The 26,818-nt window shown below is 72.3% G+C and carries 22 protein-coding genes; 20 read left to right on the top strand and 2 right to left on the bottom strand.

All coding sequences use genetic code 11. The annotated features are described in order from the left end of the window. Nucleotides 1-13: 13 nt before the first annotated feature. Nucleotides 14-760 carry a GNAT family N-acetyltransferase gene (locus ABZU43_RS26795; RefSeq protein ID WP_355009222.1) on the bottom strand — a complete coding sequence of 249 codons (747 nt, stop codon included), beginning with the start codon at nucleotides 758-760 and terminating at the stop codon, nucleotides 14-16. A 140-nt stretch (nucleotides 761-900) separates the two neighbouring features. On the opposite strand from ABZU43_RS26795, the gene ABZU43_RS26790 reads away from it, so the two are divergent. From ABZU43_RS26790 to mltG, 8 genes are all read left to right on the top strand, one after another. Then, a complete protein-coding gene (locus tag ABZU43_RS26790; RefSeq protein ID WP_124855015.1) occupies nucleotides 901-1,113 on the top strand; it encodes a hypothetical protein in 213 nt (70 codons plus the stop codon). Between the two features lie 74 nt (nucleotides 1,114-1,187). After that, complete coding sequence (locus ABZU43_RS26785; protein ID WP_355009221.1) at nucleotides 1,188-2,726, top strand: replication-associated recombination protein A; 1,539 nt, start codon at nucleotides 1,188-1,190, stop codon at nucleotides 2,724-2,726. 2,447 nt (nucleotides 2,727-5,173) lie between these two features. Continuing rightward, nucleotides 5,174-5,869, top strand: a complete 696-nt coding sequence (locus ABZU43_RS26780) for a hypothetical protein (RefSeq protein WP_355009241.1) — start codon at nucleotides 5,174-5,176, stop codon at nucleotides 5,867-5,869. 149 nt (nucleotides 5,870-6,018) lie between these two features. Next, a complete protein-coding gene (locus tag ABZU43_RS26775; protein WP_355009220.1) occupies nucleotides 6,019-6,483 on the top strand; it encodes a DUF948 domain-containing protein in 465 nt (154 codons plus the stop codon). 30 nt (nucleotides 6,484-6,513) lie between these two features. Continuing rightward, entirely contained in the window at nucleotides 6,514-6,819 is a 306-nt protein-coding gene (locus tag ABZU43_RS26770) for a hypothetical protein (RefSeq protein WP_091401860.1), read from the top strand. After that, on the top strand, nucleotides 6,816-9,494 hold the full coding sequence (gene alaS / locus ABZU43_RS26765; RefSeq protein ID WP_355009219.1) for an alanine--tRNA ligase: 2,679 nt from the start codon (nucleotides 6,816-6,818) through the stop codon (nucleotides 9,492-9,494). Before ABZU43_RS26770 ends, alaS begins: the two co-directional genes overlap by 4 nt. Before the next feature lie 72 nt (nucleotides 9,495-9,566). Further along, on the top strand, nucleotides 9,567-10,025 hold the full coding sequence (gene ruvX, locus ABZU43_RS26760; protein WP_184184558.1) for a Holliday junction resolvase RuvX: 459 nt from the start codon (nucleotides 9,567-9,569) through the stop codon (nucleotides 10,023-10,025). Then, a complete protein-coding gene (gene mltG, locus ABZU43_RS26755; protein WP_355009218.1) occupies nucleotides 10,025-11,218 on the top strand; it encodes an endolytic transglycosylase MltG in 1,194 nt (397 codons plus the stop codon). Before ruvX ends, mltG begins: the two co-directional genes overlap by 1 nt. Nucleotides 11,219-11,330: 112 nt before the next feature. Here mltG and ABZU43_RS26750 read toward each other — a convergent pair whose 3' ends face one another. Next, entirely contained in the window at nucleotides 11,331-11,762 is a 432-nt protein-coding gene (locus tag ABZU43_RS26750; RefSeq protein WP_355009217.1) for a peptidoglycan-binding protein, read from the bottom strand. A 266-nt stretch (nucleotides 11,763-12,028) separates the two neighbouring features. Here ABZU43_RS26750 and ABZU43_RS26745 point away from each other — a divergent pair, with 266 nt between their 5' ends. The 12 genes from ABZU43_RS26745 (at nucleotide 12,029) to ABZU43_RS26690 (ending at nucleotide 26,660) form a co-directional block, all read left to right on the top strand. Next, complete coding sequence (locus tag ABZU43_RS26745) at nucleotides 12,029-12,859, top strand: shikimate dehydrogenase (RefSeq protein WP_355009216.1); 831 nt, start codon at nucleotides 12,029-12,031, stop codon at nucleotides 12,857-12,859. A 249-nt stretch (nucleotides 12,860-13,108) separates the two neighbouring features. Continuing rightward, on the top strand, nucleotides 13,109-14,815 hold the full coding sequence (locus ABZU43_RS26740; protein ID WP_355009215.1) for a glycosyl hydrolase: 1,707 nt from the start codon (nucleotides 13,109-13,111) through the stop codon (nucleotides 14,813-14,815). Between the two features lie 221 nt (nucleotides 14,816-15,036). Continuing rightward, nucleotides 15,037-16,974: a hypothetical protein gene (locus ABZU43_RS26735; protein WP_355009214.1), complete on the top strand. Its 1,938-nt coding sequence runs from the start codon at nucleotides 15,037-15,039 to the stop codon at nucleotides 16,972-16,974. A gap of 132 nt (nucleotides 16,975-17,106) precedes the next feature. Next, complete coding sequence (locus ABZU43_RS26730; protein WP_355009213.1) at nucleotides 17,107-17,622, top strand: DapH/DapD/GlmU-related protein; 516 nt, start codon at nucleotides 17,107-17,109, stop codon at nucleotides 17,620-17,622. Then, entirely contained in the window at nucleotides 17,615-19,213 is a 1,599-nt protein-coding gene (locus ABZU43_RS26725) for a lipopolysaccharide biosynthesis protein (RefSeq protein WP_355009212.1), read from the top strand. Before ABZU43_RS26730 ends, ABZU43_RS26725 begins: the two co-directional genes overlap by 8 nt. A gap of 68 nt (nucleotides 19,214-19,281) precedes the next feature. Then, a complete protein-coding gene (locus ABZU43_RS26720) occupies nucleotides 19,282-20,571 on the top strand; it encodes an O-antigen ligase family protein (protein ID WP_355009211.1) in 1,290 nt (429 codons plus the stop codon). Then, nucleotides 20,568-22,205 (top strand): lipopolysaccharide biosynthesis protein, encoded by a 1,638-nt coding sequence (locus tag ABZU43_RS26715; RefSeq protein ID WP_355009210.1) that lies wholly within the window; start codon nucleotides 20,568-20,570, stop codon nucleotides 22,203-22,205. The genes ABZU43_RS26720 and ABZU43_RS26715 overlap by 4 nt, the downstream gene beginning before the upstream one ends. A gap of 8 nt (nucleotides 22,206-22,213) precedes the next feature. Further along, nucleotides 22,214-23,116, top strand: coding sequence for a sulfotransferase domain-containing protein (locus ABZU43_RS26710; protein ID WP_355009240.1), 903 nt, complete (start codon nucleotides 22,214-22,216; stop codon nucleotides 23,114-23,116). Next, entirely contained in the window at nucleotides 23,113-24,375 is a 1,263-nt protein-coding gene (locus ABZU43_RS26705; RefSeq protein ID WP_355009209.1) for a hypothetical protein, read from the top strand. Before ABZU43_RS26710 ends, ABZU43_RS26705 begins: the two co-directional genes overlap by 4 nt. 214 nt (nucleotides 24,376-24,589) lie before the next feature. Then, nucleotides 24,590-25,069, top strand: a complete 480-nt coding sequence (locus ABZU43_RS26700) for a UDP-N-acetylglucosamine--LPS N-acetylglucosamine transferase (RefSeq protein ID WP_355009208.1) — start codon at nucleotides 24,590-24,592, stop codon at nucleotides 25,067-25,069. Next, on the top strand, nucleotides 25,066-25,740 hold the full coding sequence (locus tag ABZU43_RS26695) for a glycosyltransferase (protein WP_355009207.1): 675 nt from the start codon (nucleotides 25,066-25,068) through the stop codon (nucleotides 25,738-25,740). Before ABZU43_RS26700 ends, ABZU43_RS26695 begins: the two co-directional genes overlap by 4 nt. Next, nucleotides 25,737-26,660 (top strand): glycosyltransferase family 2 protein, encoded by a 924-nt coding sequence (locus ABZU43_RS26690; protein ID WP_355009206.1) that lies wholly within the window; start codon nucleotides 25,737-25,739, stop codon nucleotides 26,658-26,660. The genes ABZU43_RS26695 and ABZU43_RS26690 overlap by 4 nt, the downstream gene beginning before the upstream one ends. Nucleotides 26,661-26,818 lie beyond the last annotated feature (158 nt).

Genomic DNA, 26,818 nt, shown 5'->3' with positions numbered 1-26,818 from the left:
GACGGCAGGCCGGTCAGGCGAGGCGGATCGAGCTGAGCGGGAGGGTGGAGGTGTAGCCGAGCCGACGGTAGAGCCGCGCCGCACCGACGTTGTGTGTGTAGACGCCGAGCCCGACCAGGTCGTGACGTGCCAGCAGCGCCCGGGTCATCCCGGCGGTCAGGGACGCGCCCAGCCCTCGGCCCCGCTGGTCGGGGGCGACGGTCAGGCCGGCCAGGAAGCCGATGTCCCCCTGGCTGCGGTCCGCGCCGCACGCCACCAACCGGTTGTCGGCCCAGATGCCGTACCAGTCGACCACCCGTGGGTCGCCCGGCCGCGAGGTGCTGGTGGGGAACGACTCTTCGACTAGTGCCGCCAGCGCCGGCTGGTCGGCGGCGGTGAGGCGGACCACCGGCTGTTCGTCCGGCTGCGCCGGCGGCGCCGTGTCGGTCCAGTGGAAGTCCCAGTCGCTGTGTTCGGTCACCGCCAGCCGGTCGACCAGCAGACCGCGATCGTGTCGAGGCAGGTGCAGGTGCGGGCGCTGTCCGGACTGGAACATCCCGTCGGTGGCCAGCGCGACACAGATCTCCAGCGCCGGCTCGGCCGGGCCGATCGCGCAGCCGGCCGGCCCGTGTCCCGGCGGCACCACCCACAGCACGGCACCATCACGCTGGTACGCGCGCACCGGCCCGGCCCGTCCGAGGGCGTGCCGGGCGAACGGGTGGTGCCCGACGGCGGCCAGGACGGCGCTCCGGTCCTGGAGCACCTGGTCGTCGGTGATCATGGGGCCCAGCCTAGGAGCCGGGGTTCGAATGCCTCCGTCGGGCCGTCGCGGCGTGGCCACCTCCAGCGTGGAGATTGGCGAGTCGACCGATTGGGTACATCACGCGCCGACCTACTGGGAACCCCCACCGGAGGACCGACATGCTCGCCATTCTCGCGGCCATCGTTTTTGGCTTTGCCCTGCTGCTCGACCTGCTCGGCACCGACTTCGGAGCGCCGGACCTGTTCAACTGGAACACCCTCGTACTCATCGGGCTGCTTCTGCTCTCGCTCTACCTGGCCGGCGTCGGCAGCGGCCCGCGCGGCGGTGGCGGCGGCCGCTGGTACCGGGGCCGTCGCCCCGGGCGTGGCTGACCGGAACCGATCACCGGTGGCGGGCCTGCGGCGCGATTCCGGCGTCGTGGGCCCGGCCCGGTACTGTCTTCGTGATGGAGTCCGACGCCCTCTTCTCCCTCGGTGAACCCGCCGGGTCGCGCAGCGCGCCCGACGGTCCCGCCGGTGTCGACGGCTTCACCGCGGTGGCCGACGATTCGCCCCTGCCCGTCCGGATGCGCCCGGTGACCCTCGACGAGCTGGTCGGGCAGGAGCACCTGCTCGCTCCCGGCGCACCACTGCGGCAACTGGTCTCCGGCGGTGCTCCGATGTCGGTGATCCTCTGGGGCCCGCCGGGCAGCGGCAAGACCACGATCGCGCACCTGGTGGCCGGGGCCACCGACCGCCGCTTCGTCGCCATGTCGGCGCTCTCCGCCGGCGTGAAGGACGTCCGGGCGGTGATCGAGGCGGCTCGCCGCCAGCGTCGTTCCGGTGGCCCGCAGACCGTGCTCTTCATCGACGAGGTGCACCGCTTCAGCAAGACCCAACAGGATTCGCTGCTCGCCGCCGTCGAGGACCGCACTGTCACCCTGCTGGCGGCGACCACCGAGAACCCGTACTTCTCAGTCATCTCACCGCTGCTGTCGCGGTGCGTGCTACTCACCCTGCAACCGTTGGACGACGAGGCGGTGCGGGGCCTGCTGCGCCGCGCGGTCGCCGACAAGCGTGGTCTGGACGGCGCGCTGGTGCTGACCACCGAGGCCGAGGATCACCTGGTCCGGCTGGCCGCCGGTGACGTCCGTAAGGCACTCACCGCCCTGGAGGCGGCGGCCGCCTCCGCGACGGCCCTCGGCGGCGGGCGGATCGACCTCGCCACCGCCGAGCAGGCCGTCGACGTGGCGGCGGTGCGCTACGACCGCGACGGAGACGCCCACTACGACGTGGTCAGCGCCTTCATCAAGAGCATGCGCGGCTCGGACGTGGACGCTGCGGTGCACTGGCTGGCCCGCATGCTGGTCGCCGGTGAGGACGCCCGGTTCATCGCCCGTCGCCTGGTCATCTTCGCCAGCGAGGACGTGGGCATGGCCGACCCCGGTGCGCTGAGCGTGGCGACCGCCGCCGCGCACGCGGTCGAGTACGTCGGGTTGCCCGAAGCGCAGCTCAACCTCGCCCAGGCGGTGATCCACCTGGCCACCGCGCCCAAGTCGAACTCGGCCACCACCGCCATCGGCGCCGCCATCGCCGACGTCCGGGCCGGTCGCGGTGGCCCGGTGCCGCGAGGGCTGCGCGACGCGCACTACGCCGGCGCCCGAGGGTTGGGCCACGGGACCGGCTACCGCTACCCGCACGACGACCAGCGCGGCGTGGTCACCCAGCAGTACGTCCCGGACGACCTGGTGGGCACCGACTACTACCAGCCCAGCCCGCACGGCGCGGAGCGGGCGGTGGCCACCAGGTTGCCGCTGCTGCGCCGGATCGTGCGTGGTCTGCCGGCTCCGGCCGTGCGCCCGCAGACGCCGACATCCGAGCCGTCCGTAACGGCGCAGACCGCGCCAGCGCTATCCCCGGGGGCAGCCCGTCCGACGACGGGCACGGATGCCCCCGGCACGATGCAGGACAGCGGCACCGACGCCGCAGGAGAGGGTCAACAGTGAGATCGCGTGGTGGGGACCGCCCGGACGAGGGCCCGGACGAGCGGCGCGATCCCCGCGCCAAGACCCGCCGTTGGGGTCGCGGCCGGGCGGCTGAGCCCGAGCCGGAGGAGCCGGTCGCCGGCGAGGAGTTCGGCTGGATCGACGATCTGCGCTCGGCCAAGCAGCAACGCACCGAGCTGGGCCCGGACGGCGCACCGGCGGAGCCGAACCGGCCCCGCGGGGGTATGCCGCCGGCAGACCCGGCCGGGCCTCCGGCACAACCCGCCGCCCCGCGTACGGCGGGAGAGCCGGCCGGTGCGCGCGGCAGTGCGCCGGAGCCCTCGGCGCCGCCGGCTCCGCGTCAGAGTGAACCGGGCGGTGCCGCCGCCCGTCGCCCGGTCGACGGGCCCTGGCCCGGGGAGACACCGCCAGTGGGCCGTCGCCCGGACAACCGGCCGCCCGCGGCCGGCCCCGTAGCCGGGCAGCCGCCACGCCGCGGTGTTCAGCCGGTGCCCGGCGCCCGCGGCGCCGCACCACAGTCGCCGCCCTCCGCTCGCCCGGGCGGGGGTGACCCGGCCGGCCCGCCGGGGCCTCGTCCGGCACCCGACGCGCCCGGCGGCCCGGCCCGTCCGCGCGGTGCGGTCGCCCCTCCCGGCCCACCCGTGGGCCCACCGACCTCGGGCCCACCGGCCGGTCGTCGCCCGGACGCCGCCGCTTCGCCGGCCCGTCGTCCGGACGCCGTTGTTCCGCCGGGCCGTCATCAGGACCCCGCCGCACCCGGCGGTCAACCCGACTCCATGCCGCCGCTGCGCCGTCCGGACGCCGGTCCGCCGGTCCGCCGACCCGGCCCGGAGCAACCGGTCGAACCCGGCCGTGCCCGTCCTCCCGCCGACGGCACGCCCGCCGGTCGCCGCGCCGCCGGCTCGGCACCCGACCCGACGCGGTCCGCCGGAGCTCCCGCCGCCCCCGGGCCGGCCCGCTTCGACGGCGCGCCGGCCGGCGTCGTGCCGTCGACAGCGGACGGCCTGCGGCCCGACCCCGCCATCGACCGTGACCCGCGTACCGCCCGGCGTCGTCCGGGCCCGGCCGACCCCGGTGCACCCGAACCCGCCGCGCGCGCGTCCGAGGGTGCCCGTCCGACAGCCGGCGGGCGTCGCCGCGCCGCGGAACCCGACGAGCCGGTCGTGCCCCGCTCGGGTAACGCGCCACCCGTGCCCCGCTCGGGGAACGCGTCGTCGGTGCCCGAGGCGACCGGCGCGCACAGTGGCGCCCTGCCCACCACCGGCCCCGCCGACGGCACCGGTCGCCGCCGGGTCGTCTCCGATGAACCGGAACGCCGAACACCGCCCGGCGGCGAACCCCGCCCGGACCGGCCGGACCGCCCGGAGCGGCCAGCGGACTGGCTGCGCCAGGCCGGCCGCCTGCCACACACCGACCCCGCCCTGCGGGTGGTCAACCGCCGAGACGGCAGTCCGCCGGCCGGGGGACGCCGTCCGGCGCCGCCCACCGGGCCGGTAGACCTCACCGACCAGGCGTCCGGTCGGCTCGCCGTGCCCGACCCGGCCGCGGAACGCACCGCCGCCCGCCGGCCCGCCGGCCCGCCGGTCGACCCCGGCGCGGACGCACCGGCCGGTCGTCGCGCCGTCCGGCCCGACGGGTCGGGATCCACCGGAGAGCAGGCTCTGACCTACCCCTCGCCGCCCGGTGAGCGGCCCGCCCGTGGGCGGGGCGCTGCGGCGGTGCCTCTCACTCCGGACCCCACTGTTCGGCGCGGCCGTGCCGTGGCGGGGCCCGGCCCGGACGCACCGCCCGCCCCGGATCCGACCGGCCGACGACGACGTGGACCGGCCGAGGCCGGCCCTGACGGTACGGCTGCCCCCGGTCGACAGGGGGCCGCGAGCGACAGTGGCGACGACCCCTACGCCGGCGCTCGACCCGGCGGCGGTCCCGCTGCTCGGGGCGCTGCCCGCTCCGTCCCACCCGGGCGGGCCCGCCCTGTTCCGGGCGACGCGCCGGCACCCGGCACCGGGCGCCGTGGCGCCGACGGCCCACCGCGTCCCGGCCCGGGTGGCGATGTGGCACCCCCGGACGCGACCCGTCCGGATGGTCCGGCTCGTGCCGCAGTGCCGCCGGGTGTGGACGGTCCGCCGCGTGCCCGTCCGGATGGTGCGGCTCGTGCCGCTGTCCGCCCACCCGGCGGGCAGCCGGCAGCCGACGACCGGACCGGGGAGTCCGGCCCGGCCCGTGGTGCTGCGCCGGCCGGGCGACCCATGCCGGCCGACCGCGCCGCCGGCCGCGCCCTGCCGCCGAATCGGGAGCCCGGCCGTGCCGAGCCGAGCGGTGTCGCGCCCGTGCCGCCGCCCGGACGCGCCGGCGAGCCCGTCGGCGTGGCCCGCGCCGCCGCCGCGGTGCCCGCCACCGCCGGTCCGGTGGACCGGCCGGAACCGGAGCCCTCTGACGGGCCAGCGCTGCGCTCGGCCGGTCAGGACGCGCCGGACGACGACGCCGCACCGGGTGCCCGTTCCGAGGAACGCCGGCAGACCCGTGAACGACGTCGCCTGCGTGCGGCGGTGTTGGTGCTGGTCAGCGTCGTGCTGCTCGGTGCGGTGCCGCTCTTCTTCGGGATCCGGACGCTGAGCCGTGACCCGGTCTTCGACAACCTGGACCAGCTCGGCGTGCCCGGCTGGGCGGCCGCGAAGACGGTCGACGACGTCAGCGGCAGCCGCTGGTGTCTGCTCGACTGCCGGCTGCGTGAGCGCACCGTGACCTCGGAGAAAGCGCCCAAGGAGACGGCGCAGGTCTACGAGGACGCGCTGCGCCGGGACGGGTGGCAGCCGTGGAAGGTGAGCCGCTGCCCGGAGCAGGAGACGAAGGGCAGCTACACCTGCTGGCGTCGCGACGAGTTGACCCTCGACCTGTGGGTACGCGAGCCGACCTGTGTGCCGCCGCCGGTGGACGGCGAGCCGGCGGTCGTGCCGTCCGGCGACCCGTCGGCCGCTGCGACCGAGTGCACCGGCTCGTTGGTGTCGGTGAAGGTGCGCAATGCGATCGACGACGAGCGGACCAGGCCGCAGCCGACCACCGACCCGTCACTGACCGGTGAGGATCCGTTCCCGACGGTCAGTGCGGACCCGCTGGGCGAGGAGACACCCTCACCGTCCTGAGCCGGTCTCCATCACGGACGGTAGGGTCTGGGGCTGGCGGGCACGCCCGCTACCGGTGAGCGCCGACGGCTCGGCGGCCGGTACGGGCGGCATGGTTGTGCGTTCCGGGGACGTCGGGTCCTGCGGAACTCTGCTTGAGGAGGACAGGCGTGGGCGACATTGGAGCGATAGCGGCGCTGATCGCGGCATCCGCGTTCGCGGTGCTGGTGCTCATCCTGACGCTGCCCGTCCTGCGGCTGCGGCACACGGTTGACGCCACCACCCGCATGATCAACGACCTGAACGATCGGACCGCACCGCTGCTCGGCGACGTGAACACCACTGTGAAGAACGTCAACACCGCGCTGGAGCAGGTGCAGATCTCGCTCGACGGTGTGAACCTCCAGCTGGCGAAGGTCGACACCATGACCAGCCACGCGCAGAACGTCACCGCCAACGTCGCCAACCTGGCCACCGTGGTCTCCGCCGCGGCCGCCAACCCTCTGGTGAAGGTGGCCGCGTTCGGCTACGGCGTGCGGAAGGCCGCCGCCGGCCGCCGGCACGCCGAGACCGAGCGCGAGGTACGCGACACCATCAAGCAGCAGCGACGGGCCGCGCGACGCGGCAACAGCTGACCGGCCCGGCGCACCAGGAGGTAGCGGGACATGAGGCGCTTGTTCTGGCTCGGCATCGGGGTGGCCGTCGGTGTGATCGTGGTCCGCAAGGCGACCCGGACCGCGCAGGCGTACACGCCGGCGGGTATCGCCAGCTCGCTGACGGAATCCGCTGGCGGGCTCGTCGAGTCGCTGCGTAGTTTCGTGGAGGACGTCCGGGTCGGGATGGCCGAACGCGAGCAGGAGATCCACCACGCGTTCGCCCAGGGCGAGGCGTTCGACGACAAGTTCGCCGACCTGCGGGAAGACCCGCGAATCGGCGATCGAGAAATCTTTCCGGAGGAACACCAGCGATGAAGACGGCGGAGATCAAGCGGCGGTACCTCGCGCATTTCGAGGCGAATGGGCACGCCGTGGTGCCGTCCGCTCCGCTGCCCGCCATCAGCGATCCGAACCTGCTGTTCGTCAACGCCGGCATGGTGCAGTTCGTGCCGTACTTCCTGGGTCAGCAGACGCCCGCGTACCAGCGGGCGGTGAGTGTGCAGAAGTGCATCCGTACGCCGGACATCGACGAGGTCGGTAAGACGAGCCGGCACGGCACGTTCTTCCAGATGAACGGCAACTTCTCCTTCGGGGACTACTTCAAGGCCGGTGCGATTCCGCTGGCGTGGGAGTTGTCCACGAAGCCGATCGCCGAGGGTGGGTACGGGCTGGATCCGGAGCGGATCTGGCCGACGATCTACCTCGACGACGACGAGGCGTACGAGATCTGGCGGTCGGTGGGTGTGCCGGCGGAGCGGATCGTGCGTCGGGGCAAGGCGGACAACTTCTGGTCGATGGGCATTCCCGGGCCGTGCGGTCCGTCGTCGGAGCTGTTCTACGACCGGGGCCCGGAGTACGGGCGTGAGGGTGGTCCGGCGGTCGACGAGGACCGGTACATGGAGTACTGGAACCTCGTGTTCATGCAGTTCGAGCGGGGGCCGGGCACCAACAAGGAGGACTATCCGATCCTGGGTGACCTGCCGGCGAAGAACATCGACACGGGCATGGGCCTGGAGCGGATGGCGTCGATCCTGCAGGGTGTGGACAACCTGTACGAGATCGACGAGGTCCGGCCGATCCTGGCGCGGGCGGCCGAGCTGACCGGGAAGCGGTACGGGGCGCACTCGGGGCACGTGGCGAGTGAGTCGCACCCGGACGACGTGCGGTTGCGGGTGATCGCGGATCACGTGCGCACGGCGCTGATGCTGATCGGTGACGGGGTGACCCCGTCGAACGAGGGCCGCGGGTACGTGCTGCGGCGGATCATGCGTCGGGCGATCCGGTCGATCCGGTTGCTGGGTTGGCAGGAGCGGGCGCTGCCCGAGCTGCTGCCCGTGGCGCGGGACTGCATGGCGCCGTCGTACCCGGAGTTGGCGAGTGACTTCGACCGGATCGCGGACTACGCGTACGCGGAAGAGGAGGCGTTCCTGTCCACGCTGCGGGCGGGAACGACGATCCTGGACACCGCGATCGCGGAGACCCGCACTGCGGGCGGCTCGGCGTTGTCCGGGGCGAAGGCGTTCCAGTTGCACGACACCTACGGCTTCCCGATCGATCTGACCCTGGAGATCGCCGCGGAGCAGGGCCTCAGCGTCGACGACGAGGGGTTCCGGCGGCTGATGGCCGACCAGCGGACCCGGGCGAAGGCCGACGCGCAGGCCCGCAAGACGGGGCACGTCGACCTGTCGGCGTACCGGTCGGTGCTCGACGCGGGTGGTCCGGTGACGTTCACCGGGTACGGCGAGGTGTCCCGCGAGTCGACGGTGCGGGCGCTGCTCGGCGCCGACGGCCCGCGTCAGGCGGCGACCGAGGGCGACACCATCGAGCTGGTGCTGGACACCACCCCGTTCTACGCCGAGGGCGGTGGGCAGCAGCCCGACCAGGGCATGATCACGGTTGGTGGCGGGCAGGTCGAGGTGCTCGACGTGCAGCAGCCGGTGCCCGGTCTGATCGTGCACCGTGCTCGGGTGATCCGGGGCGAGGTACGCGCCGGTGAGGCCGGCTTCGCCGAGATCGACACGACGCGGCGTCGGGCGATCTCCCGGTCGCACACCGCCACGCACCTGGTGCACCAGACCATGCGCAACTTCCTCGGAGAGTCGGCCACGCAGGCCGGGTCGCTGAACGCCCCCGGTCGGCTCCGGTTCGACTTCAACACCCCGACCGGGGTGTCGCCGAGCGTCCTGCGTGACGTGGAGCAGCAGGTCAACGAGGTGCTGCTGGCCGACCTGGAGGTGCACGCCTTCATCACCTCGTTGGAGGAGGCGCGGCGCATCGGCGCGATGGCGCTCTTCGGCGAGAAGTACGGCGAGGAGGTGCGGGTCGTCGAGGTGGGTGACTACGCCCGGGAGCTGTGCGGCGGCACGCACGTGGCCCGCTCGGCCCAACTCGGCCTCGTGAAGATCCTCTCCGAGTCGTCGATCGGCTCCGGCGTCCGCCGGGTGGAGGCGCTGGTCGGCATGGACGCCTTCGGCTTCCTGGCCAAGGAGCACCTGTTGGTCTCCCGGTTGGCCGAGCTGTACCGGGTGCCCAACGATCAGGTCGCCGACCGGGTGGAGCAGACCGTCACCCAGCTTCGGGACGCCGAGAAGGAGCTGGAGAAGCTGCGCGCCCAGTTGGTGCTGGGTGGCGCGGCGTCGCTCGCGGCGCAGGCCAAGGACGTGCGCGGGGTCGCATACGTGGGCACGGAGGCGCCGGAGGGCGCGGCCGGTAACGATGTGCGCACCCTGGCTCAGGAGATCCGCGGCAAGATCGACCCGGCGCGGCCGGCGGTCGTCGCGGTGGCGGCGCGGTCGAACGGCAAGGCGTCCCTGGTGGTCGCGGTCAACGCGGCGGCGCGCAGCCGGGGCCTGGCCGCGTCGGATCTGGTGAAGGCGGCGTTCTCCGGGCGGGGCGGTGGCAGCCCCGATCTGGCCCAGGGCGGCGGTCTGCCCGCGGCCGACGCGCCCAACCTGCTGCTCACCGTCGAGAAGGCGATTACTGAAGCGTGACGGATCATCACTGCGAGTCAGGGCGGGCCGATTGGTCCGCCCTGGTTCGTACCCGGTCGGGGGTGACCGTCGGTGGCTGAGCTGACGCGCGGTGTGCGGATCGGTGTGGATGTCGGTCAGGTGCGGGTGGGCATCTCCCGCTCGGATCCGGACGGGATCTTGGCAACGCCGCTGGTCACGCTGGCCCGCGATCTCACGGCGGCGCCGGACGCGGTGCCGAGCGACCTCGCCGAGTTGGCCGCGTTGGTGGCCGAGCACGAGGCCGTCGGGGTTGTCGTCGGTCTTCCGGTCAATCTCGCCGGCAAGCATGGTCCTGCGGCCGTCCATGTGAAGGCGTACGCTGACCGACTGGTCGATGTGATAGCGCCTGTCCCGGTAACGCTCACTGACGAGAGGATGTCGACCGTGGTCGCTTCTCGTAGGCTTGCCGAGCGTGGCGTCCGAGGTAAACGTCAACGTGCGGTTGTCGATCAGGCGGCCGCGGTGGAGATCCTGCAGAGCTGGCTGGACGCGCAGCGGAGGCGGACGTAATGATCGACGATCTGGATCTTGGGTTCGACGATGCGGAGCGGGGGGAGAAGGGTCGGCACCGGCGCGGCTTCCGCAAGCGCAAGAGCGGGTCCGGCGGCGGCCGGGGCAAGACGTTCCTGGCTCTGCTGATGGCCCTGCTCCTGTTGGGCGGCATCGGCGGTGGCGCGTTCTACGGCTTCGACCGTATCCAGAACTACTTCGTCACCCCCGACTACGACGGCAGCGGGGCTGGTGAGATCACCGTCGAGATCAAGGCCGGCGCGCTGCTCGCCGACATGGCCGACGCCCTCGTGGCAGCTGACGTGGTCAAGAGCCAGAAGGCGTTCATCGAGGCGGCCGAGGCCAACTCGCGCAGCAAGAACATCCAGCCGGGCACGTACAAGCTACGCAAGCAGATGAGCGGCGCGAACGCCGTGACCGCGATGCTCGACCTGAAGAACAAGATCGTCAACGGGTTGACCATCCCCGAGGGCCGCACCAGCTTCAACATCTACAAGCTGCTCTCCGAGAAGACCAAGATCCCGGTCAAGGACTTCCAGGCCGCCGCGAAGGACCCGGAGGGGCTCGGCGTCCCGGACTGGTGGTACACGCGCGGTGACGGCAAGAAGAGCGTCAAGTCCATCGAGGGTTTCCTCTTCCCGGACACCTACGAGATCCCGCCGAAGTCCACCGCCGAGAGCATCCTCAAGCTGATGGTGAACCGTTTCCTGTCGGTGACCGGTGAGATGAAGTTCGCCGACCGGGTGCAGGAGAAACGCAAGGTCAGCCCGTACGAGGCGCTGATCGTGGCCTCGCTGGCCCAGGCCGAGGCGGGCAACAAGGACGACCTCGGGAAGGTCGCCAGGGTCGCCTACAACCGCGCGTACGGCGAGTTCCCGTGCAACTGCCTGGAGATGGACGTCACCGTCAACTACTACCTGGAGTCGATCGGTAAGCCGACCAAGTCGTCCAAGCAGATGACGGCGGCCGAGCTGGACGACCCGAAGAACCCGTACAACCGCAAGCTGCCGGGCATGATCCCCACCCCGATCAACAACCCGGGCAAGCAGGCCCTGGAAGGGGCGATGGACACGCCGACCGGCAAGTGGCTCTACTTCGTGGCCATCGACAGGGAAGGCCACTCGGAGTTCGCCGAGACGTACGAGCAGCACAAGCGCAATGAGAACAAGGCTCGGGAGGCCGGCATCATCTGACCGGCCGAATCACGCCGTAAAGGCTCCCTTCCCATTGTGACCGCAATTGTGGTCGCCGCCGGGAAGGGAGCCTTTACGCTTGCAGTCCTGACGCGCAATTACTGCGTCATTGTCAGTGACTCGTGCCGGTCCACGTGCCGGTGCGCGGGTTGAGGAACGTCCACACGCCATTGCTGTTCTGCTTGCGCAGACCGAACGTGCGGTTGTAGCCGTAGTAGAAGTAGCCGGTCTGGGTGCTCGTGTCGAACCCGGTGTTGCGGTTGACAGCGCCGTACGCCTTGCCCCAGGTCTGCGGCCCGACGGAGCCGTCGATGCCGATGTTCATCACGTCCTGCCAGGTCCGGGTCTTGGCAGCGGTGTTGGAGCCGAACTCCCCGTCGATGAAGCTGGTGCCGACGGTGCCGCTCAGGTCGTCGGCCCAGACGATGGCCTGCCAGAGCCGCACGATGTTGCCCGAGCGCACGCAGGAGCTGGAATTGCACAGCTGGTGGTTGTCCGACCAGCTTCCCGCTGCGGCGTCGGCCTTGGCGGGCGCGCCGATCATCAGCGAAAGGCTGAAGACCGCGGCAATTGCGATCAGGGCACGCAGAATGCGTTTGTTCAAAGGTTCCCCCCATTTTCGGATCGGTCGTACCGTCGCCGGAATGCTTTCACTCCCATCGATGAGCGTCAAGCGCTGGCCGCCCCCGGGCGTGGTCCTCGACAGTGGGTCTCTGGTGGCTCGATCTGCCTGCTGGGTAGGGTCGATCCGAGGGTCCGTGAGGACGGAGACGTGATGCGGAACACGACAGCAGCGCTGGGTGGTGCGGGGTGACCGAGGCGAGCCGTAGGGCCGCGGTGCTGGGCAAGCCGATCGCGCACTCCCTCTCCCCGGTGATCCACACCGCGGGTTACGTCGCCGCCGGGCTGAGCGGCTGGTCGTACACCCGGATCGAGTGCGCGGCGGCCGAGCTGCCGGATCTGGTCGCCGGCCTGGGCCCGGAGTGGGCCGGGTTGTCGGTGACCATGCCGGGCAAGGAGGCGGCGCTCGCCGTGGCCGCCGCCGCGTCGCCGGTCGCCGCCGCCGTGGGTGCGGCCAACACGTTGGTACGCCGTCCGGACGGCTCCTGGTACGCGGACAACACCGACGTCACCGGCATGGTGCGGGTGCTCACCGACGCCGGTGTGGCAGCCGGTGCCGCCGTGACGGTGCTCGGCGCCGGCGGGACGGCCCGCGCCGCGCTCGCCGCCGCCGCGCAACTGGCCTGCTCGTCGGTGACGGTGGTGGCCCGCCGACCCGAGGCGGTCGACGAGTTGCGCCCGGTGGCGGACGCGGTGGGTGTCGCGCTGACACCCGCTTCGTGGGCCGACGCGCCCCGGCGGCTCGGCACCGCCGACGTGGTCGTCGCCACGGTGCCGAAGGGGGTGGCCGACCCGCTGGCCGGCGCGGTGGCCTGGCGGCCGGGCGCGGTGTTCTTCGACGCGCTCTACGACCCGTGGCCGACGCCGTTGGCGACGGCCGCCGACGCGGCCGGTTGCCGGATCGTCTCCGGTCTGGATCTGCTGCTGGCCCAGGCGGTCGGGCAGTTCGAACAGTTCACCGGCGTGACCGCGCCGACGGCGGCGATGGCCGCCGCGCTGACTGCCGCTCGTGCCGGCTGACGGACCGAACAGGCAGCCGCAACGTCCTGGAGGCGGCAGCTTTCCACCGGTTCCGTTGACTCCGCGCGTGCTCCACGGGCAAGGTGTGTGGCGGGCTTCGGTCGCGCCCCTGGCCAGAGGCCCTGAATTCCCCGAGGCGGTTCCTTAGCTGACGGTTAAGACGCGCTTACGGAAAACTGTCCTACCTGCCACATGTCCTGGTCATCGATACGCTGCTCACCGTTACGGACGCAGACACAGGGAGTTTCCTTGACCAGGCACGGACTGCACCGCATCACCCGGTTCCGCTCCGGGCCCCGGCGTAAGGCGATTGCCATCGGCGTGGTCGGCGGTTCGGTGGTGGCCGGCATCGTGGCGACGATGATGCCGCTGCTCGCCAGCGACGACCTGTCGATCCGGGCGGCGGCCGACACCACCGCCACCGCGGTCTCGCAGGACGGTGACAACGCGGCCAAGTCGACCCTCGCGACCTGCGCGACGCGCTGCGACGGCAACCCGCGCGGTGGCCGCGAGGCGGTCATCGAGTTCGCGGTGACCACGGTGCCGTCCACCGCGGTCAACATCCGGGCGACGCTGCGGGTGCACGCCTGGCAGCAGTTCCCCGCCACGGTGACGGCGCACGCCTCGCCGCTGAGCGCCCGCGAGTCGCGGCCGCCGCTGACGTCGGCCGGTGCCGCACTGGACAGCGTGACCAGCGTGTCCAAGGGCTTCAACGAGTGGGACGTCTCCAAACTGGTCACCGGCAACGGCACCTGGACGGTCTCGTTGGCGCAGAGCGGCCTGGAAAGCCGGATCTACTGGGCGTCGGTCGAGAACCGCAACCCGGACCTGCGACCCAGCCTGCTGATCAGCTACGACCTCGGGTCCCGGCCGTCGCCGCCGTCGCCCACCCGGCCGGCACCGCCGCCGTCGCCGAGCACGTCGCCGACCACCGCCTCGCCGAAGCCGTCGCCGACCATCGCCCCGACCCGGACGGCGACCCCGAGCGCCAGCGGCACCGTTCCGTCCGGCAAGTGTGGTTCCGTCTCGGACAAGCTCGTCCCGTCCTGTGGCGCCTGGTGGGGCATGTACTCGCCCGCCGGTGCGGCCGGCGGCTGGGACCACGGCAAGGCCGTCACCGATGTGGAGAGTCAGGTCGGGCGCAAGTTCGACATCGTGCACCGCTACCACGACTTCTCGAATGCCGGCAGTAACGGCGCCTTCCCCGACATGTACGAGCAGCAGCAGATGCGCGAAGGCCGGCTGATGTTCTTCGCCTGGGAGTCCCGGGACTTCTCGGCCGGCACCACCCTGAAGTGGTCGGACGTCTACGGCGGCAAGCAGGACGGCACCATCGACGCGGTCGCGGGCCGGATCAAGGCTGCTGGTGTGCCGGTCTTCATCGGTTTCGACCACGAGCCGGAGGACGAGCCGAACAAGGGCAGCGACGCCGATTTCGTCCGGGCTTGGCGCTACGTCCACGAGCGGTTCGCCAACGCCGGTGCGACCAACGCGGTCTGGGTCTGGACGATGATGGGCTGGTCCGGGCACTACTCCCGGTACGCCGGCCTGTACCCGGGTGACCGGTACGTCGACTGGGTGGCCTACGACCCGTACAACTTCCACGTCTGCAACGGCAGCACGGTGTGGAAGAGCCCGAGCACGACGGTCGGTGGTTTCTACCGGTGGCTGGACGACAACGGCATCGGCGCGGGCAAGCCACGGATGCTCGCCGAGTTCGGCACCAACTTCAACTCCGCCGACCTGGGCGCCAAGCAGCGCTGGTTCCAGGATTTCCCGGCGGCGCTGAAGGAGCACCCGAAGATCAAGGCGGCCATTTACTTCAACTCGGCCGGCATGACCAGCCGCACGTCGACCTGCGACATGACGATGAACCACGACGCCGCGGCGGTGGCCGGCTTCGCGAAGGCCGGCCAGGACCCTTACCTGCGGCAACCCACCGGAGGTAACCGCTGACGTTCGAAACGGGCTGACCGGACGACGTTCGCCGGGGGTCGCGCAGCCGATCCTCCGGCGTTCTGTCGGCTTGCGGATTCATGCACCGCCCAATCGGCGGATTTTGTTTACCAGGCTGGACGAGGCACGCTACCTCGGGTTCTCATCCAATCTGGAGGCGCAGCGTGCCCAAACTCTCGCACTTGTGGCGTTTTGCAGGACGACGTCGTACTCGGGCGGGGATGGTCGCGTTGGCGATCATCGCCGCAGCTCTGGGCGTGCCCACGACCGCGTCGGCCGCGGTGGTACCGGTCCCGGCCACGGCGACTCTGGTGTCGGCGAACCCCGCTGACACGACCCCGCACGCCCGAGACGGTGAGACCCGTGCCTTCGCGCAGGTGGGCAACACGGTCTTCGTCGGCGGCAGCTTCACCCAGCTCCGGCAGACCGCGACTTCCGCGTGGGTGACGCAGCGCTACCTCTTCGCGTACGACCGGACCACCGGCACCATGTCGACCACCTTCCTGCCGGTGCTCGACGGCGCGGTCAACACGCTCCTCGCCGGCCCCGGCGGCACGCTGATCGTCGGCGGCACCTTCAAGAACGTCAACGGCGTCTCCCGGAAGAACCTGGTGGCGCTCAACCCGTCGACCGGCGCGATCATCGACAGCTGGGTCGGGCGTTCCGACGGCGGCACCGTCCGTGACCTGGCGCTGCACGGCAACTGGCTGTACGTGGCCGGCGCGTTCAACTGGCTCAACGGCACCGCGCACGCCGGTCTGGGCCGGCTCAACGCGACCACCGGCGCGATCGACCCGAGCTTCAGCATCGACGCCACTGTGGGACGGCACGGCACCACGTCGTACGTCTGGACCATCGACGTCGCGCCGGACGGCGGCACCCTGGTCGTCGGCGGCAACTTCACGCTCGTCAACGACCTGCCGCGTAACCAGATGGCGTTGGTGGACGTCTCCGGGACCCCCACCCTGCTCGACTGGAGCACCGAGAAGTTCGTTCCGCCGTGTGCCGCGCCGACGACCTTCGTGCACTACGTGCAGGACGTGAAGTTCGGTGAGGACGGCAGCTGGTTCGTGGTCGGCACCAACGGCGGCGCCGGCTGGCCGACCGCGTACTGCGACGCCCTGGTTCGCTTCGAGACCGCCGCGCGGGGCAGCGGCCTGCTCGCGACCTGGGTCGACTTCACCGGCAACGACACCATCACCTCGGTCGAGGTCGCGGACAACGTCATCTACCTGGGCGGGCACTTCCGTTGGCTGAACAACCCGAACGCCAGCGACAACGCGGGTTCGGGTGCGATCGACCGGCTCGGCATCGCCGCCGTCACTCCGGCGACAGGCATGCCGGTGAACTGGAACCCGCGCCGTAGCGGCAGCGCCTCGATGCCGTCGGGCACCAGCAGCTGGGGTTCGTCGGTGCCGGTGCTCTGGCGCGGCTCGGACGGCCTTTACTTCGGGCACAACTCCGATGGCATGGGCGAGGAGTACCACGGCCGGCTCGGTATGTTCCCGCTCGCCGGCGGACGCACCTTCACCGCGAAAAACCCGCCGTCGGCCACCACCGGCAACCTCTACGTCGGCACCGCCTCGGGCACCGTGGCGAAGGTGCCGTTCAACGGCACCGAGCTGGGCACCGCGACCAGCGTCAGCCAGCCCACGTACACGGCGGCCGGCGCGACGTGGCGGGTGGACGACCGGATCTACTGGTCGCACACGGTGGCCGGCACGCCCACCGGCAGTCGGATCGACATCTCGCTCTTCAACGGGGGCGCGATCGGCTCGCCGTGGGAGGCGTCCGGCTACAACGACTGGTACAACCCGGCGTTGCTGACCGGTGCCTTCTTCCTCGACGGCCGGCTCTACTACACCCGTACCGGGGCCAACAACCTCTACTACCGGTACTTCGAGATCGACGGCAACTACCTCGGTGCCACCGAGTTCACCCTGCCGACCACCGGTGTGACCTGGGCCACGGTGCGGGGCATGGCCTGGGTGGGCGGCCGGATCGTCTACGGCTCCACCGACGGCACGCTGCGGAGCGTGCCGTTCGACCCGACGGCCGCGCCGACGGCGGTGGTCAACGGCACCACGGCGACGGTCATCAGCAGCGCAACGCCCGAGTTGTCCTGGTCTACCCCATCGACATTCTTCTCCGTACAGTAAGGGTCAACCGTTCGTAACGGAGCATCGGTAGATTGTTCACGTTGGGCCGGTGGCGGGAACCCACCGCCGCCGGCCCGCGACGGTGGGGGAGGGTCGTTGCTCGGCGCCGGTGGCATCCGAACGAGACGCGCGGTGCGTCTGGTCTTCGCGGTCAAACGCGGCTGGTATCAGCTCCGTTACCGACGGTTGACGCTCGGTCGAGACGTGGAGATCCGTGGCCGGATCCGGTTGCGGCGCGGTGTGCGGGTCACCATCGGTGACCGCACCCGGTTGAACAAACTCGTCCGCTTCGCCGGTCCCGGCGAGGTACGCGTCGGCGCGGACTGTCTGCTCAACGCCACCTGGATCGGCACCTGGACGTCGGTGACAGTGGGGGACAGGTGCCTCCTGTCGGACTGCGAGCTGCTCGACAACGACTTCCACAACCTGCCTCCCGAGCAGCGGCACGCACCGCCCGGCCCGCTCACCCGTGCTCCGATCGTTCTCGAGGACAACGTCTGGGTAGGTGCGCACGCTCTCGTTCTGAAGGGCGTGCGGGTCGGCCGGGACAGCGTCGTCGGCGCGGCGACTGTGGTTCGCACGGACGTACCGCCCGGCGTCGTGGTCGTCGGCAATCCTCAACAGACGGTGAAGAAGTTCCATGACTGATGCAGCGCCCGCACCCTGGCCCACGGACGGCCCGTCCTCCGGCACCTCAGGTGCCGTGACACTGACCGACCTGCTGCGGGTGCCGATGCACCGGTTGCGGTTGGTCGCGGCGGTCGCCATGGTCGGCCTGCTCGCCGCGCTCGGCTACGTGCTGCTGGTGCCAGCGGCGCTGTCCGCGAGCGCCGTGGTCGCGGTCCGGCCGGTCGTGACAGACGCCTTCACCCCCAGCGGCGCGGGTGCCGACCGCGCGGTCAACATGAACGTGGAGAGCGGCATCGCCACCGGCACCGAGGTGGTGCAGCAGCTCGCCGAATTCGCCGGCGGCGACCCGCGCGACATTCGTGACGCGCTCGAGGTCGAGGTGCCCACCGGTGGGCAGATCCTGCGCTTCACCTACCAGGCGCGCGAGGCGCAACAGGCCGTGCAGAGCGCCAACAGGGCCGCCGAGGCGTACCTGAGCGTGCGCCGGACCATGTACGAGCAGCAGCGCGCCGAGATGCTGCGCTCCTACGACGCCAGCATCACCAAGGTCGCCGCCCAGCAGACCGCGTTGCAGAAGCGGGCGAACACCGCCAAGGACACCGCAGCCGGTGACGCGCTGGTGGCCGAACTGGCCGGGATCAACAACCAGCTCACCCAGCTCAACGCCGCCCGTACCGAGATCGCCGCGGTCGACGTCAACCCCGGGTGGGTCACCCAGACCGCCGAGAAGGCGCTGGTCACCTCCGCCGGGCACCGGCCGCTCTACCTGGTCGCCGGCCTGCTCGGTGGCGCGCTGGTCGGCATCGTCCTGGCGTACCTCTGGGAGTCGACCGACCGGCGGGTCCGCTCGGTCGCCGACGGCCGGGAGGCCTCCGGCCTGCCGCTGCTCGGCACGGTGCGCCGGCCGGCGTTCCGGGGCAGCCCCCGGGCGGTCGACGCGGACATCCGGTACGTGGCGATGGCGGTCGCCGAGCGGGTCCGGCAGCCGGCCCGGGTGGCCCTGGTCACCGCCCGGGAGGACGCCACCCCGCTCACCGCCGGTCTCGCCGTGGCGCTCGCCGTGGACGGCCGGGAAGTCTTCGTCGCCGACGACAGCGGACGGATCGAGCGGCTACGTGCCAGCGTCCTCGCCGACCGGGGGCGACTGCCCATCGACCCGTCCCGACCGCTGGTGCCCAAGCCCCGGCCGGCCGGCAGCACACCGGCCGCCGGTGCCACCACGGAGAGCACGCCCGCCCGTCGGCCCTCCCCGCACCCGCCCGGCGCCCGCCCGTCCACCGACCCCGACGCCACCCTGACGCTGCCGAGGGTGGCGTCCGCCCGCCCGGAGAACAGTCGCGTCGTCACCCCCGACGAGGTTGTCGTGGGTGTGGGCAGTGTCCGGTTCGGCACCTGGCGGCAGGGCGCGGACCACGGCCTGGTTCTGTTCAACGCCCCACCGGCCGAGTCCGACGAGCGTGGCGTGGCCGTGGCCCGGCAGGGCAGCGCGGTGGTGGTCGTGGAGCGCGACCGCACCCGGCAGAGCGACCTGCGGCGCCTGGTGGAGCGGCTGCGCGCCGCCGGGGTCACCCCGCTGGGCTTCGTGCTCACCCGAAACGGCCGGGCCTGAGCGTGTCGGTGACCCGCGCCCCGGCGACCGAACCACCACCCGGAGGCGCTCCGCAGGAGCCCGCGCCGGTGCCGCCGTCCGCGCCGCCGCACCTGCCGCTCTGGCCGCTGTCGATGATGTTCGGCCTGGTGCCGCTCTGGTGGCTGCTCGGTGCGTTCTACCTCGGCTGGCCGCTGCTGGGCGCGCTGCTGTTCGCGTTGCTGCTGACCCGGGGGCGCGTGCCCCTGCCGCCGGCGGCCGGTATCTGGCTGCTCTTCCTCGCCATCGTGGTGGTCAGCGCCACCCAGTTGTCGTCGCCCGCCTCGCTGCTCACGTTCGCCCTGCGGCTGGCCTTCTACCTGACCGCGCTGGTGGTCGGCGTCTACGTCTACGCGGCAGCCCGGGAACGCGCCAGCCTGGTGGCGGTGCTCACCCCGCTCTGCGCGTTCTGGTTCGGGCTGGTGGCGCTGGGCTGGCTCGGGGTGCTCGTGCCCCGGCTGGCCATGACGACCCCGATGGAGGTGCTGCTGCCCGGTGGGGTGGCCGGCACCCCGTTCATCCAGGACATGGTGCACCTCACCACCGCTGAGTACAGCGCTCGTTCGCTCAACCCGATCTATCGGCCGGCCGCGCCGTTCGCGTACACCAACAACTACGGCAGCGCGTACGCGATGACCCTGCCCTGCGTGGTGGCCTTCGCGATGCTGCGCCGGCAGGGGCTGCTGCGCTGGGCGCTGCTGGCGTCGCTGCCGCTGTCGCTGGCGCCGGCGTTCCTCACCCTCAACCGGGCGATGTTCCTCAGCCTCGGCGCCGGGCTGGCGGTGCTCGGGGTGCGGGCCAGCCTGCGCGGCAACGTCCGGGTGGCCGCCTCCATCGTCGGGGTCGTGGTGATCGGCGGGTTGGCCACCCTGTTCATCCCGATCACCGAGCTGATCAGCAGGCGGGTCGACTCCAGCGACACGAACACCGACCGGCTCTCGCTCTACACCGAGGTGATCCGCCGGGTGCAGGAGTCGCCCTGGTTGGGCTACGGGGCTCCCGTGAACGTCGACACGGTGTCGGCGGCCGCGCCGATCGGCACCCAGGGGCAGTTGTGGATGGTGCTGTTCAGCCACGGCGTACCCGCGCTCATCTGTTTCCTGGCGTGGTTCGTCGCCGCGGCGGTGATCTGCGCGCGGGCGACGTCGGCGGCCGGGCAGTGGCTGGCGGTGGTGCCGGTGGTCTGCCTCGTGCAGGTCCCGTTCTACGGCATGGCGAACCAGAACCTGGCGGTCGCGTTCTTCGCTGTGGCCTTCGCGATGGCGCTCACCGAACGCGAACGGCTGACCCGGCTGGCCGGGTCGCCGCCGCCCGCGCGGATCGCGCCGGTGCCCGCGTGACCGCCGCGACCCGACCGTCGGCCGGTGCCGACGAGGGCCGACCCACGCCCGCCCCCGCCGAGGGCCAGGCCGCGTCGTCGCCCGCCGAGGACACCGGCTCGGCCGAGACCCGCCGCAGCGCGCGTAGCGGCGTGGCCGGACTGCTCGGCGCGGCCACCAGTGGCCTGTTCGGGTTCGTGCTGGCGGTCGTGATCACCCGGGGCTACGGTCCGGCCGGTGCGGGCGCGTTCTTCGCCGCGATCGGGGTCGTCACAGTGGCCACCGCGATCTGCACGCTCGGCGCGGAGACCGGTCTGATGTGGGCCCTGCCCCGCCGCACCGCCGGCGTGCGCGGCGACGCCGCCCGGGTGCTCCCGGTGGCGCTGATCCCGCCGCTGTTGACCGGGCTGCTGGTCGCCGGCGCGGGCGTGCTTGCCGCCGACGCCCTCGCGCCCCGCCTGCTGCGCGGCTCCGGTGCGAGCGGCGACGCTCTGCTCACCGTCACGTTCGCCGCGGTGCCGGTGGTGGTCGCCATGACCCTGCTGCTGGCCGCGCTGCGCTGCGTGCGGCCCATCCGGGCGTACGTCGGGGTGCAGTTCCTGCTGCTGCCGGTCGCCCGCCCGGTGCTGGTCGGCGCGGCCGCGTTGGCCGGTGGTGGCCTGCTCGCCGGCATGACCGGCTGGTTGGTGCCGGCGGCGTTGGCGCTGCTGGCCTGTCTCACCCTCGTCGCCGGCCCGCTCGGGCTGGGTCGGGGCGCGACGCTGCGTCCGCACCGCGCCGACTGGTCCACGTTCTGGCGCTTCGCGTTGCCCCGGGCCGCCTCGGCGGCCATCGATGCCGGCAGCATGTGGGTGGGCGTGCTGCTCACCTCGGTGCTGGCCGGGCCGGCGGACGCCGGTGTCTTCGGCGCGGTCGGCCGGTACGTGCTGGCCGGTCAGTTGGCCATGCAGGGGCTGCGGGTGGCGGTGTCGCCGCAGCTGTCCCGGCTGCTCGGGCGGGGTGAGCGGGCCGCGGCGGCGGCCGTGCACCGGCAGTTGACCACCTGGGGGCTGGCGTTGTCCTGGCCGGTGTACCTGCTGCTGGCGGTCTTCGCGCTGGCCTTCCTCCAACTGTTCGGGCCGGAGTTCACCGCCGGTGTGCCGGCGATGACGGTGCTGGCGCTGGCGATGCTCGTCAACACCGGAGTGGGCAACGTGCAGAGCCTGCTCCTGATGGGCGGGCGCAGCGGGCTGCACCTGGTCGCCACCGTTGCCGGGTTGACGGTGACCGTCTCGCTGGGTCTCTGGCTGATTCCCCGCTACGGCGCGACGGGCGCGGCGGTGGCCTGGGCGGCCGGCATCGCCACCGAGAACCTCACCGCCGCCGGGTTCGCCCGGTCGGTGGTTCGGGAGCCGCTGTTCGACGCCGCGATGGTGCGTGCCGCGGCGGCCACGATCGCCGGTGTGGGTTTGGCCGCCGGGGCCGGCGTGCTGGTGGGCGGTCGCGGCCTGCCCGGCCTCGCGGTGGCGTTGGCGGTGCTGCTGACCGGCTGCGTCGGCATGTTGACGTTGCCCCGGGTGCGCGCCGGCATCCGGGGGACCATGAGGCAGATCCGTGGAGGGGACAACGCGGCCGCGGCCGCCGAACCCACCTCGGCATCGACGAGAGGCAGGTGAGGTTCGTCGTGGTGTCCATCCGTGACCGGGTCAAGCAGTTGGTTCCGACCCAGGTGACCACCCGGGTGAGGGAGTCGCTCGTCGACTACGGCGTTCGCACCAGCGACCGCCGGCCGCTGCCGGACTTCCTGATCATCGGGACCAAACGGGGTGGCACCACCTCCCTGTGGAACTACCTCATCCAGCACCCGTTGGTGCCCCGGCTCTTTCCCGCGTGGAACACCAAGTCGGCGCACTACTTCGAGGAGCACTGGGGTCGCGGCGAAGCCTGGTACCGCTCGCATTTCCCGACCGAGCGGCAGCGCGAGGCCCTGGCCAAGCGGCACGGCGGGCCGGTCCGGGTCGGTGAGGCCGCCCCGCTGTACATGTTCCACCCGCTCGCCGCGGAGCGGGTCTCCGCGCTGATGCCGTCGGTGAAGCTCATCGTGCTGCTGCGGGACCCGGTGGAGCGGGCGTACTCGCACTGGAAGGAACGCCGCACCCACGGCATCGAACCACTGGACTTCGCCGCCGCCCTCGCCGCCGAGCCGGAACGCACGGCGGGGGAGCGGGAGCGGTTGATCGCCGAGCCGGAGTCGTTCAGCGAGCCGTACGACTGGTACACGTACCGGGCCCGGGGGCGTTACCTGGAGCACCTGGAGCCGTGGCTGGAGCGCTTCGACTCCGGGCAGATCCTCTTCCTGCCCAGCGAGGACCTGTACCGCGACTCGCGGGCGACCTACCGACGGACCCTGGACTTCCTCGGTCTGCCGGCGTACGACCTGCCCAACTTCAAGGTCTACAACGATCGGCGCTCGGCACCGTTGGAGCCGAGCGTGCGCGCCGAGCTGACCGACTACTACCGGCCGTACAACGACGCGTTGCGGCAACGGCTCGGGCTGGACCTCGACTGGGCGGACCGGGCGGCGTGACGGCAGGGGTGGGCCCGGCCACCGACCCGCGTTCGCGGGTGGACGGCCTGGGTTGGGTGAGCCGCGCGGTCTTCCCGGACGACCGGGTCGGCCTGACCATGGCCGGTGCCCCGCCGGCCGGTCACCAGGCGGTGGCCCGGTACGCGGTGGTGCCGTCGGTCGCCCGGGCCCGGTTCCTGGTGCCGTTGGGCGCGCCCCGGGCCGGGGCGGCGTCCCTGTTGGCGTACAACGCCCTGCGGCCACCGAAGGTGCGCGCGCTGCGGGCGGTGCTCGGCGGGCTGGCCCGGTTCGGTCGGGCGGGGCTCGCGCTCTTTCCCACCTTGACCGTCTCGGTGCCGGCCGGGGTGCCGGCCGCGGAGCTGTTGCTGAGCGAGCGGCTCTCCGCCGACCTGGGTGACACCCCGCTGCTGGCCGCGTTCGGGGTCCGCCCACCCGACCCGAACGGCAAGCCCACCCTGCAACTCTTCAGTGCCGACGGGAGTCCGCGCGGCTACGCGAAGATCGGCTGGAACGACGCGACCCGCGCGCTGGTCAGCGCGGAGGCGGCGGCGCTGCGGGCGTTGCGCGAGGTGGTCGGCGTCGCCGATCATCCGACGCCGCCGCGACTGCTCACCGAGACGTCGTGGGCGGGTCAGGTGGTCGCGGTGATCGAGCCGCTGCCCCCGGCGGTACGCGGGGTGCCGGTGGACGACCCGCCCCGGATCGCGGCGCTGCTCGCGGTCGCCCGGCGGGGCGGCCCGGAGGGCACACCTCGACCGCTGGTCGACTCGACCTTCCTGCGTCGGCTGGCCGATCAGGCCGGCCGGGCCGCCGCGACCGAGCCGGCCGGTGCGCGGGCGGTCGCCGCGGTCTCGGCGCTGGCCCGCCGGCATGGCGACACCAGCGTCGAGTTCGGTCACTGGCATGGTGACTGGGTGCCGTGGAACCTGGGCTGGCACGCCGGCCGGTTGGTCGCCTGGGACTGGGAGCACAGCGGGCCGGACGTGCCGGTCGGCTTCGATCTGGCGCACGACGCGTTCCAGCGGGCCCTCGTGCTGCGCGGGGAGCCGGCCGCCGCCGCCGCCTCGGCGGTGGACGGACACCTGAGCCGGCACGGCGAGCGACTCGGCCTCGACGCCGCGCAGCGCCGGCTCGTCGCCGACGCGTACCTGGTGGAGATGTGGTTGCGGACGTGGCGGCTGGCCGACGCGGGCGCGGGCTGGAACGCCGCCCTGCATCCCGCACTCTTGGACGTCATCGAGAAAAGACATAGCGGCTGATCTGGAGGAATCGCGGCGACGACGGTGCGTCGCAGAGTGACGACATAATCGCAGGTGGTGATGACGATCGATGGACCTCGGACGTTCGGTGCACCGCACCGCCCGCTGTGGAGATCGTCGCCTCGGCCGGTCGCGCTATTCAACGACCGGGGATCGTGTGATCTGCTTCTGCCTGGCGTGAACTGAAATTCCAAGCGAACTTGTGGGGAGTCGCGTGGACACGAACAACGACGACAGTGGGGCACCGGTGCTGCTGCTGGTCGGCTCCAGCGGTGGCCATCTGGCCCAACTACTGGCCCTGCGGCCCTGGTACGAACAGTGGCGGCGCTGCTGGGTCACCTTCGACACCCCGGAGGCGGTGTCGCTGCTGGACGGCGAGGACCTGGTGCCGGCGTACCACCCGACCACCCGCAACGTGCCGAACCTGCTGCGCAACGCGCTGCTGGCCTGGCGGGTGCTGCGGGCGCGGCGGGTCGCCGCCGTGGTCACCACAGGCGCCGGGGTGGCGGTGCCGTTCGTGGTGCTGGCCCGGCTGCGGCGCATCCCGACCGTCTACATCGAGGTGTACGACCGGATCGACACCCCGACGTTGACCGCTCGGCTCTGCCGGCCGTTCCTGTCCGCGATGCTCGTGCAGTGGGACGAGCAGCGCCGGCAGTACCCCGAGGCGACAGTCGTCGGGACGCTGCTGTGACCGGGGAGACGGGCACCGCCCGGCGTCCGCAACCCCGACCGGGCACCGAGGCGGCCCGCCTGCCGCGCCAGCGTGACAGCTCGGCGGTCGCCCAGCTCCGACTGCTGGTAGCGGTGGGCACCGACAAGCACCCCTTCGACCGGCTCGTCGACTGGTTGGCGCAGTGGCACGCGCAGACTGCCGGCCCGATCGGGCTGACCATGCAGCACGGGCACACGACCGCGCCCCAGCTCAGCGGCGCGGTGCCGTTCCTCGGCCACGACGCGTTGCAACAGGCGATGATCGACGCGGATCTGGTGGTCTGCCACGGTGGCCCGGCGACCATCCTGGAGGCCCGCCGGCACGGCCACCTGCCCATCGTGGTGCCCCGCGACCCGGCTCGCGGTGAGCACGTCGACAACCACCAGCTCCTCTTCGCCCGCCGGCTCGGCGCCGCCGGGCTGGTGGCGCTCTGCGAGACCCGGGAGGCCCTGCACGACGCGTTGGCCGCCGGGCTGGCCGACCCGTCCCGGTACGCGGTGGCCGCCGACCCGGAGGCACACGAGGCACGACGGGCGGCGGTGGCCCGGGTCGGGCAGATCGTCGACGACCTGGTGGCCCGTTCGACAGCGCGCCCACCCCGGTGGCGGGCCTGGTCCCGGCCGCGCCCGGGTACGGAGGAGATTCGATGACCCAGCAGCCGACCGTCAGCGTCGTGGTGCCCACCCGGGACCGCCCCGAGCTGCTGCGGGCCGCGGTGCGCGCGATCCTGGCACAGGAGCACCCGGCCCTGATCGAGGTCGTCGTGGTGTTCGACCAGTCCGTGCCGGACGAGTCGCTGACCGAGCTGGGGAGCGGCCCGGCCCGCGTGGTACGGGTGATCCGCAACGCCCGTACCCCCGGGTTGGCCGGTGCGCGCAACAGCGGGACCCTCGCCGCCGAGGGTGAGCTTGTCGCGTTCTGTGACGACGACGACGAGTGGCTGCCCGGCAAACTGGCCGCCCAGGTCGACGCGCTGGCCGACGACCCGGCCGCCGAGTTCGTCTGCTGCGGCATCCGGGTCAGCTACGACGGGCACACCGTCGACCGGGTGCTCGACAAGGACCGGATCACCCTGGACGACCTGCTCCGCGATCGGATGACGGAGCTGCACCCGTCGACCTTCCTGATCCGCGCCACCGCCTTGCGCGACGGGTTCGGGTTGGTCGACGAGGAGATCCCGGGCAGCTACGCGGAGGACTACGAGTTCCTGCTGCGGGCCGCGCGCAGCGCGCCTCTGATCAACCTGCGGACGCCGTCGGTGCTGGTCCGCTGGCACAAGCGCTCGTACTTCGCGCAGCGGTGGGACACCATCTCCGAGGCGTTGCAGTGGTTGCTCCAGCGCTACCCGGAGTTCGCCAGTCAACCGGCCGGCGAGGCCCGTGTCGCCGGGCAGATCGCGTTCGCCCAGGCCGCCTCCGGCGACCGCCGGGGCGCGCTGCGCTGGGCCCGGCGCACCCTGCGGAGCAACCCCCGCGAGCCGCGCGCCTACCTGGCTCTCGCCGTCGCGGGTCGGGTGGTCCGGGCCGACGCGGTGCTGCGCACCCTGCACAAGCGCGGTCGGGGGATCTGAGCCACCGTCGCGTCGCGCGTCGTGCGTCGTGCGTCGTGCGTCGCGTCGCAGTGGCGGGTGCAGAGCAAAGGCCGTCCGGTGGTTGCGTCGCGGGTTGTCGCGGCGGCGGGTGCAGAGCACAGGATGTCCTGTTCAGCGGGCGGCGGCGTCCGCTGGGC

It is taken from the genome of Micromonospora sp. NPDC005205 (assembly GCF_040608275.1).
Classification (GTDB): domain Bacteria; phylum Actinomycetota; class Actinomycetes; order Mycobacteriales; family Micromonosporaceae; genus Micromonospora.
Note: the sequence above shows the minus strand (reverse complement) of the source record. Positions and strands in the feature narration are given on the sequence as shown.

What these genes read in the sequence shown, in the direction of transcription:
- ABZU43_RS26795 (WP_355009222.1), bottom strand. Translation starts at nt 760, where the DNA reads ATGATCACCGACGACCAGGTGCTCCAGGACCGGAGCGCCGTCCTGGCC.
- ABZU43_RS26790 (WP_124855015.1), top strand. Translation starts at nt 901, where the DNA reads ATGCTCGCCATTCTCGCGGCCATCGTTTTTGGCTTTGCCCTGCTGCTC.
- ABZU43_RS26785 (WP_355009221.1), top strand. Translation starts at nt 1,188, where the DNA reads ATGGAGTCCGACGCCCTCTTCTCCCTCGGTGAACCCGCCGGGTCGCGC.
- ABZU43_RS26770 (WP_091401860.1), top strand. Translation starts at nt 6,514, where the DNA reads ATGAGGCGCTTGTTCTGGCTCGGCATCGGGGTGGCCGTCGGTGTGATC.
- alaS (WP_355009219.1), top strand. Translation starts at nt 6,816, where the DNA reads ATGAAGACGGCGGAGATCAAGCGGCGGTACCTCGCGCATTTCGAGGCG.
- mltG (WP_355009218.1), top strand. Translation starts at nt 10,025, where the DNA reads ATGATCGACGATCTGGATCTTGGGTTCGACGATGCGGAGCGGGGGGAG.
- ABZU43_RS26750 (WP_355009217.1), bottom strand. Translation starts at nt 11,762, where the DNA reads ATGATCGGCGCGCCCGCCAAGGCCGACGCCGCAGCGGGAAGCTGGTCG.
- ABZU43_RS26735 (WP_355009214.1), top strand. Translation starts at nt 15,037, where the DNA reads ATGGTCGCGTTGGCGATCATCGCCGCAGCTCTGGGCGTGCCCACGACC.
- ABZU43_RS26725 (WP_355009212.1), top strand. Translation starts at nt 17,615, where the DNA reads ATGACTGATGCAGCGCCCGCACCCTGGCCCACGGACGGCCCGTCCTCC.
- ABZU43_RS26690 (WP_355009206.1), top strand. Translation starts at nt 25,737, where the DNA reads ATGACCCAGCAGCCGACCGTCAGCGTCGTGGTGCCCACCCGGGACCGC.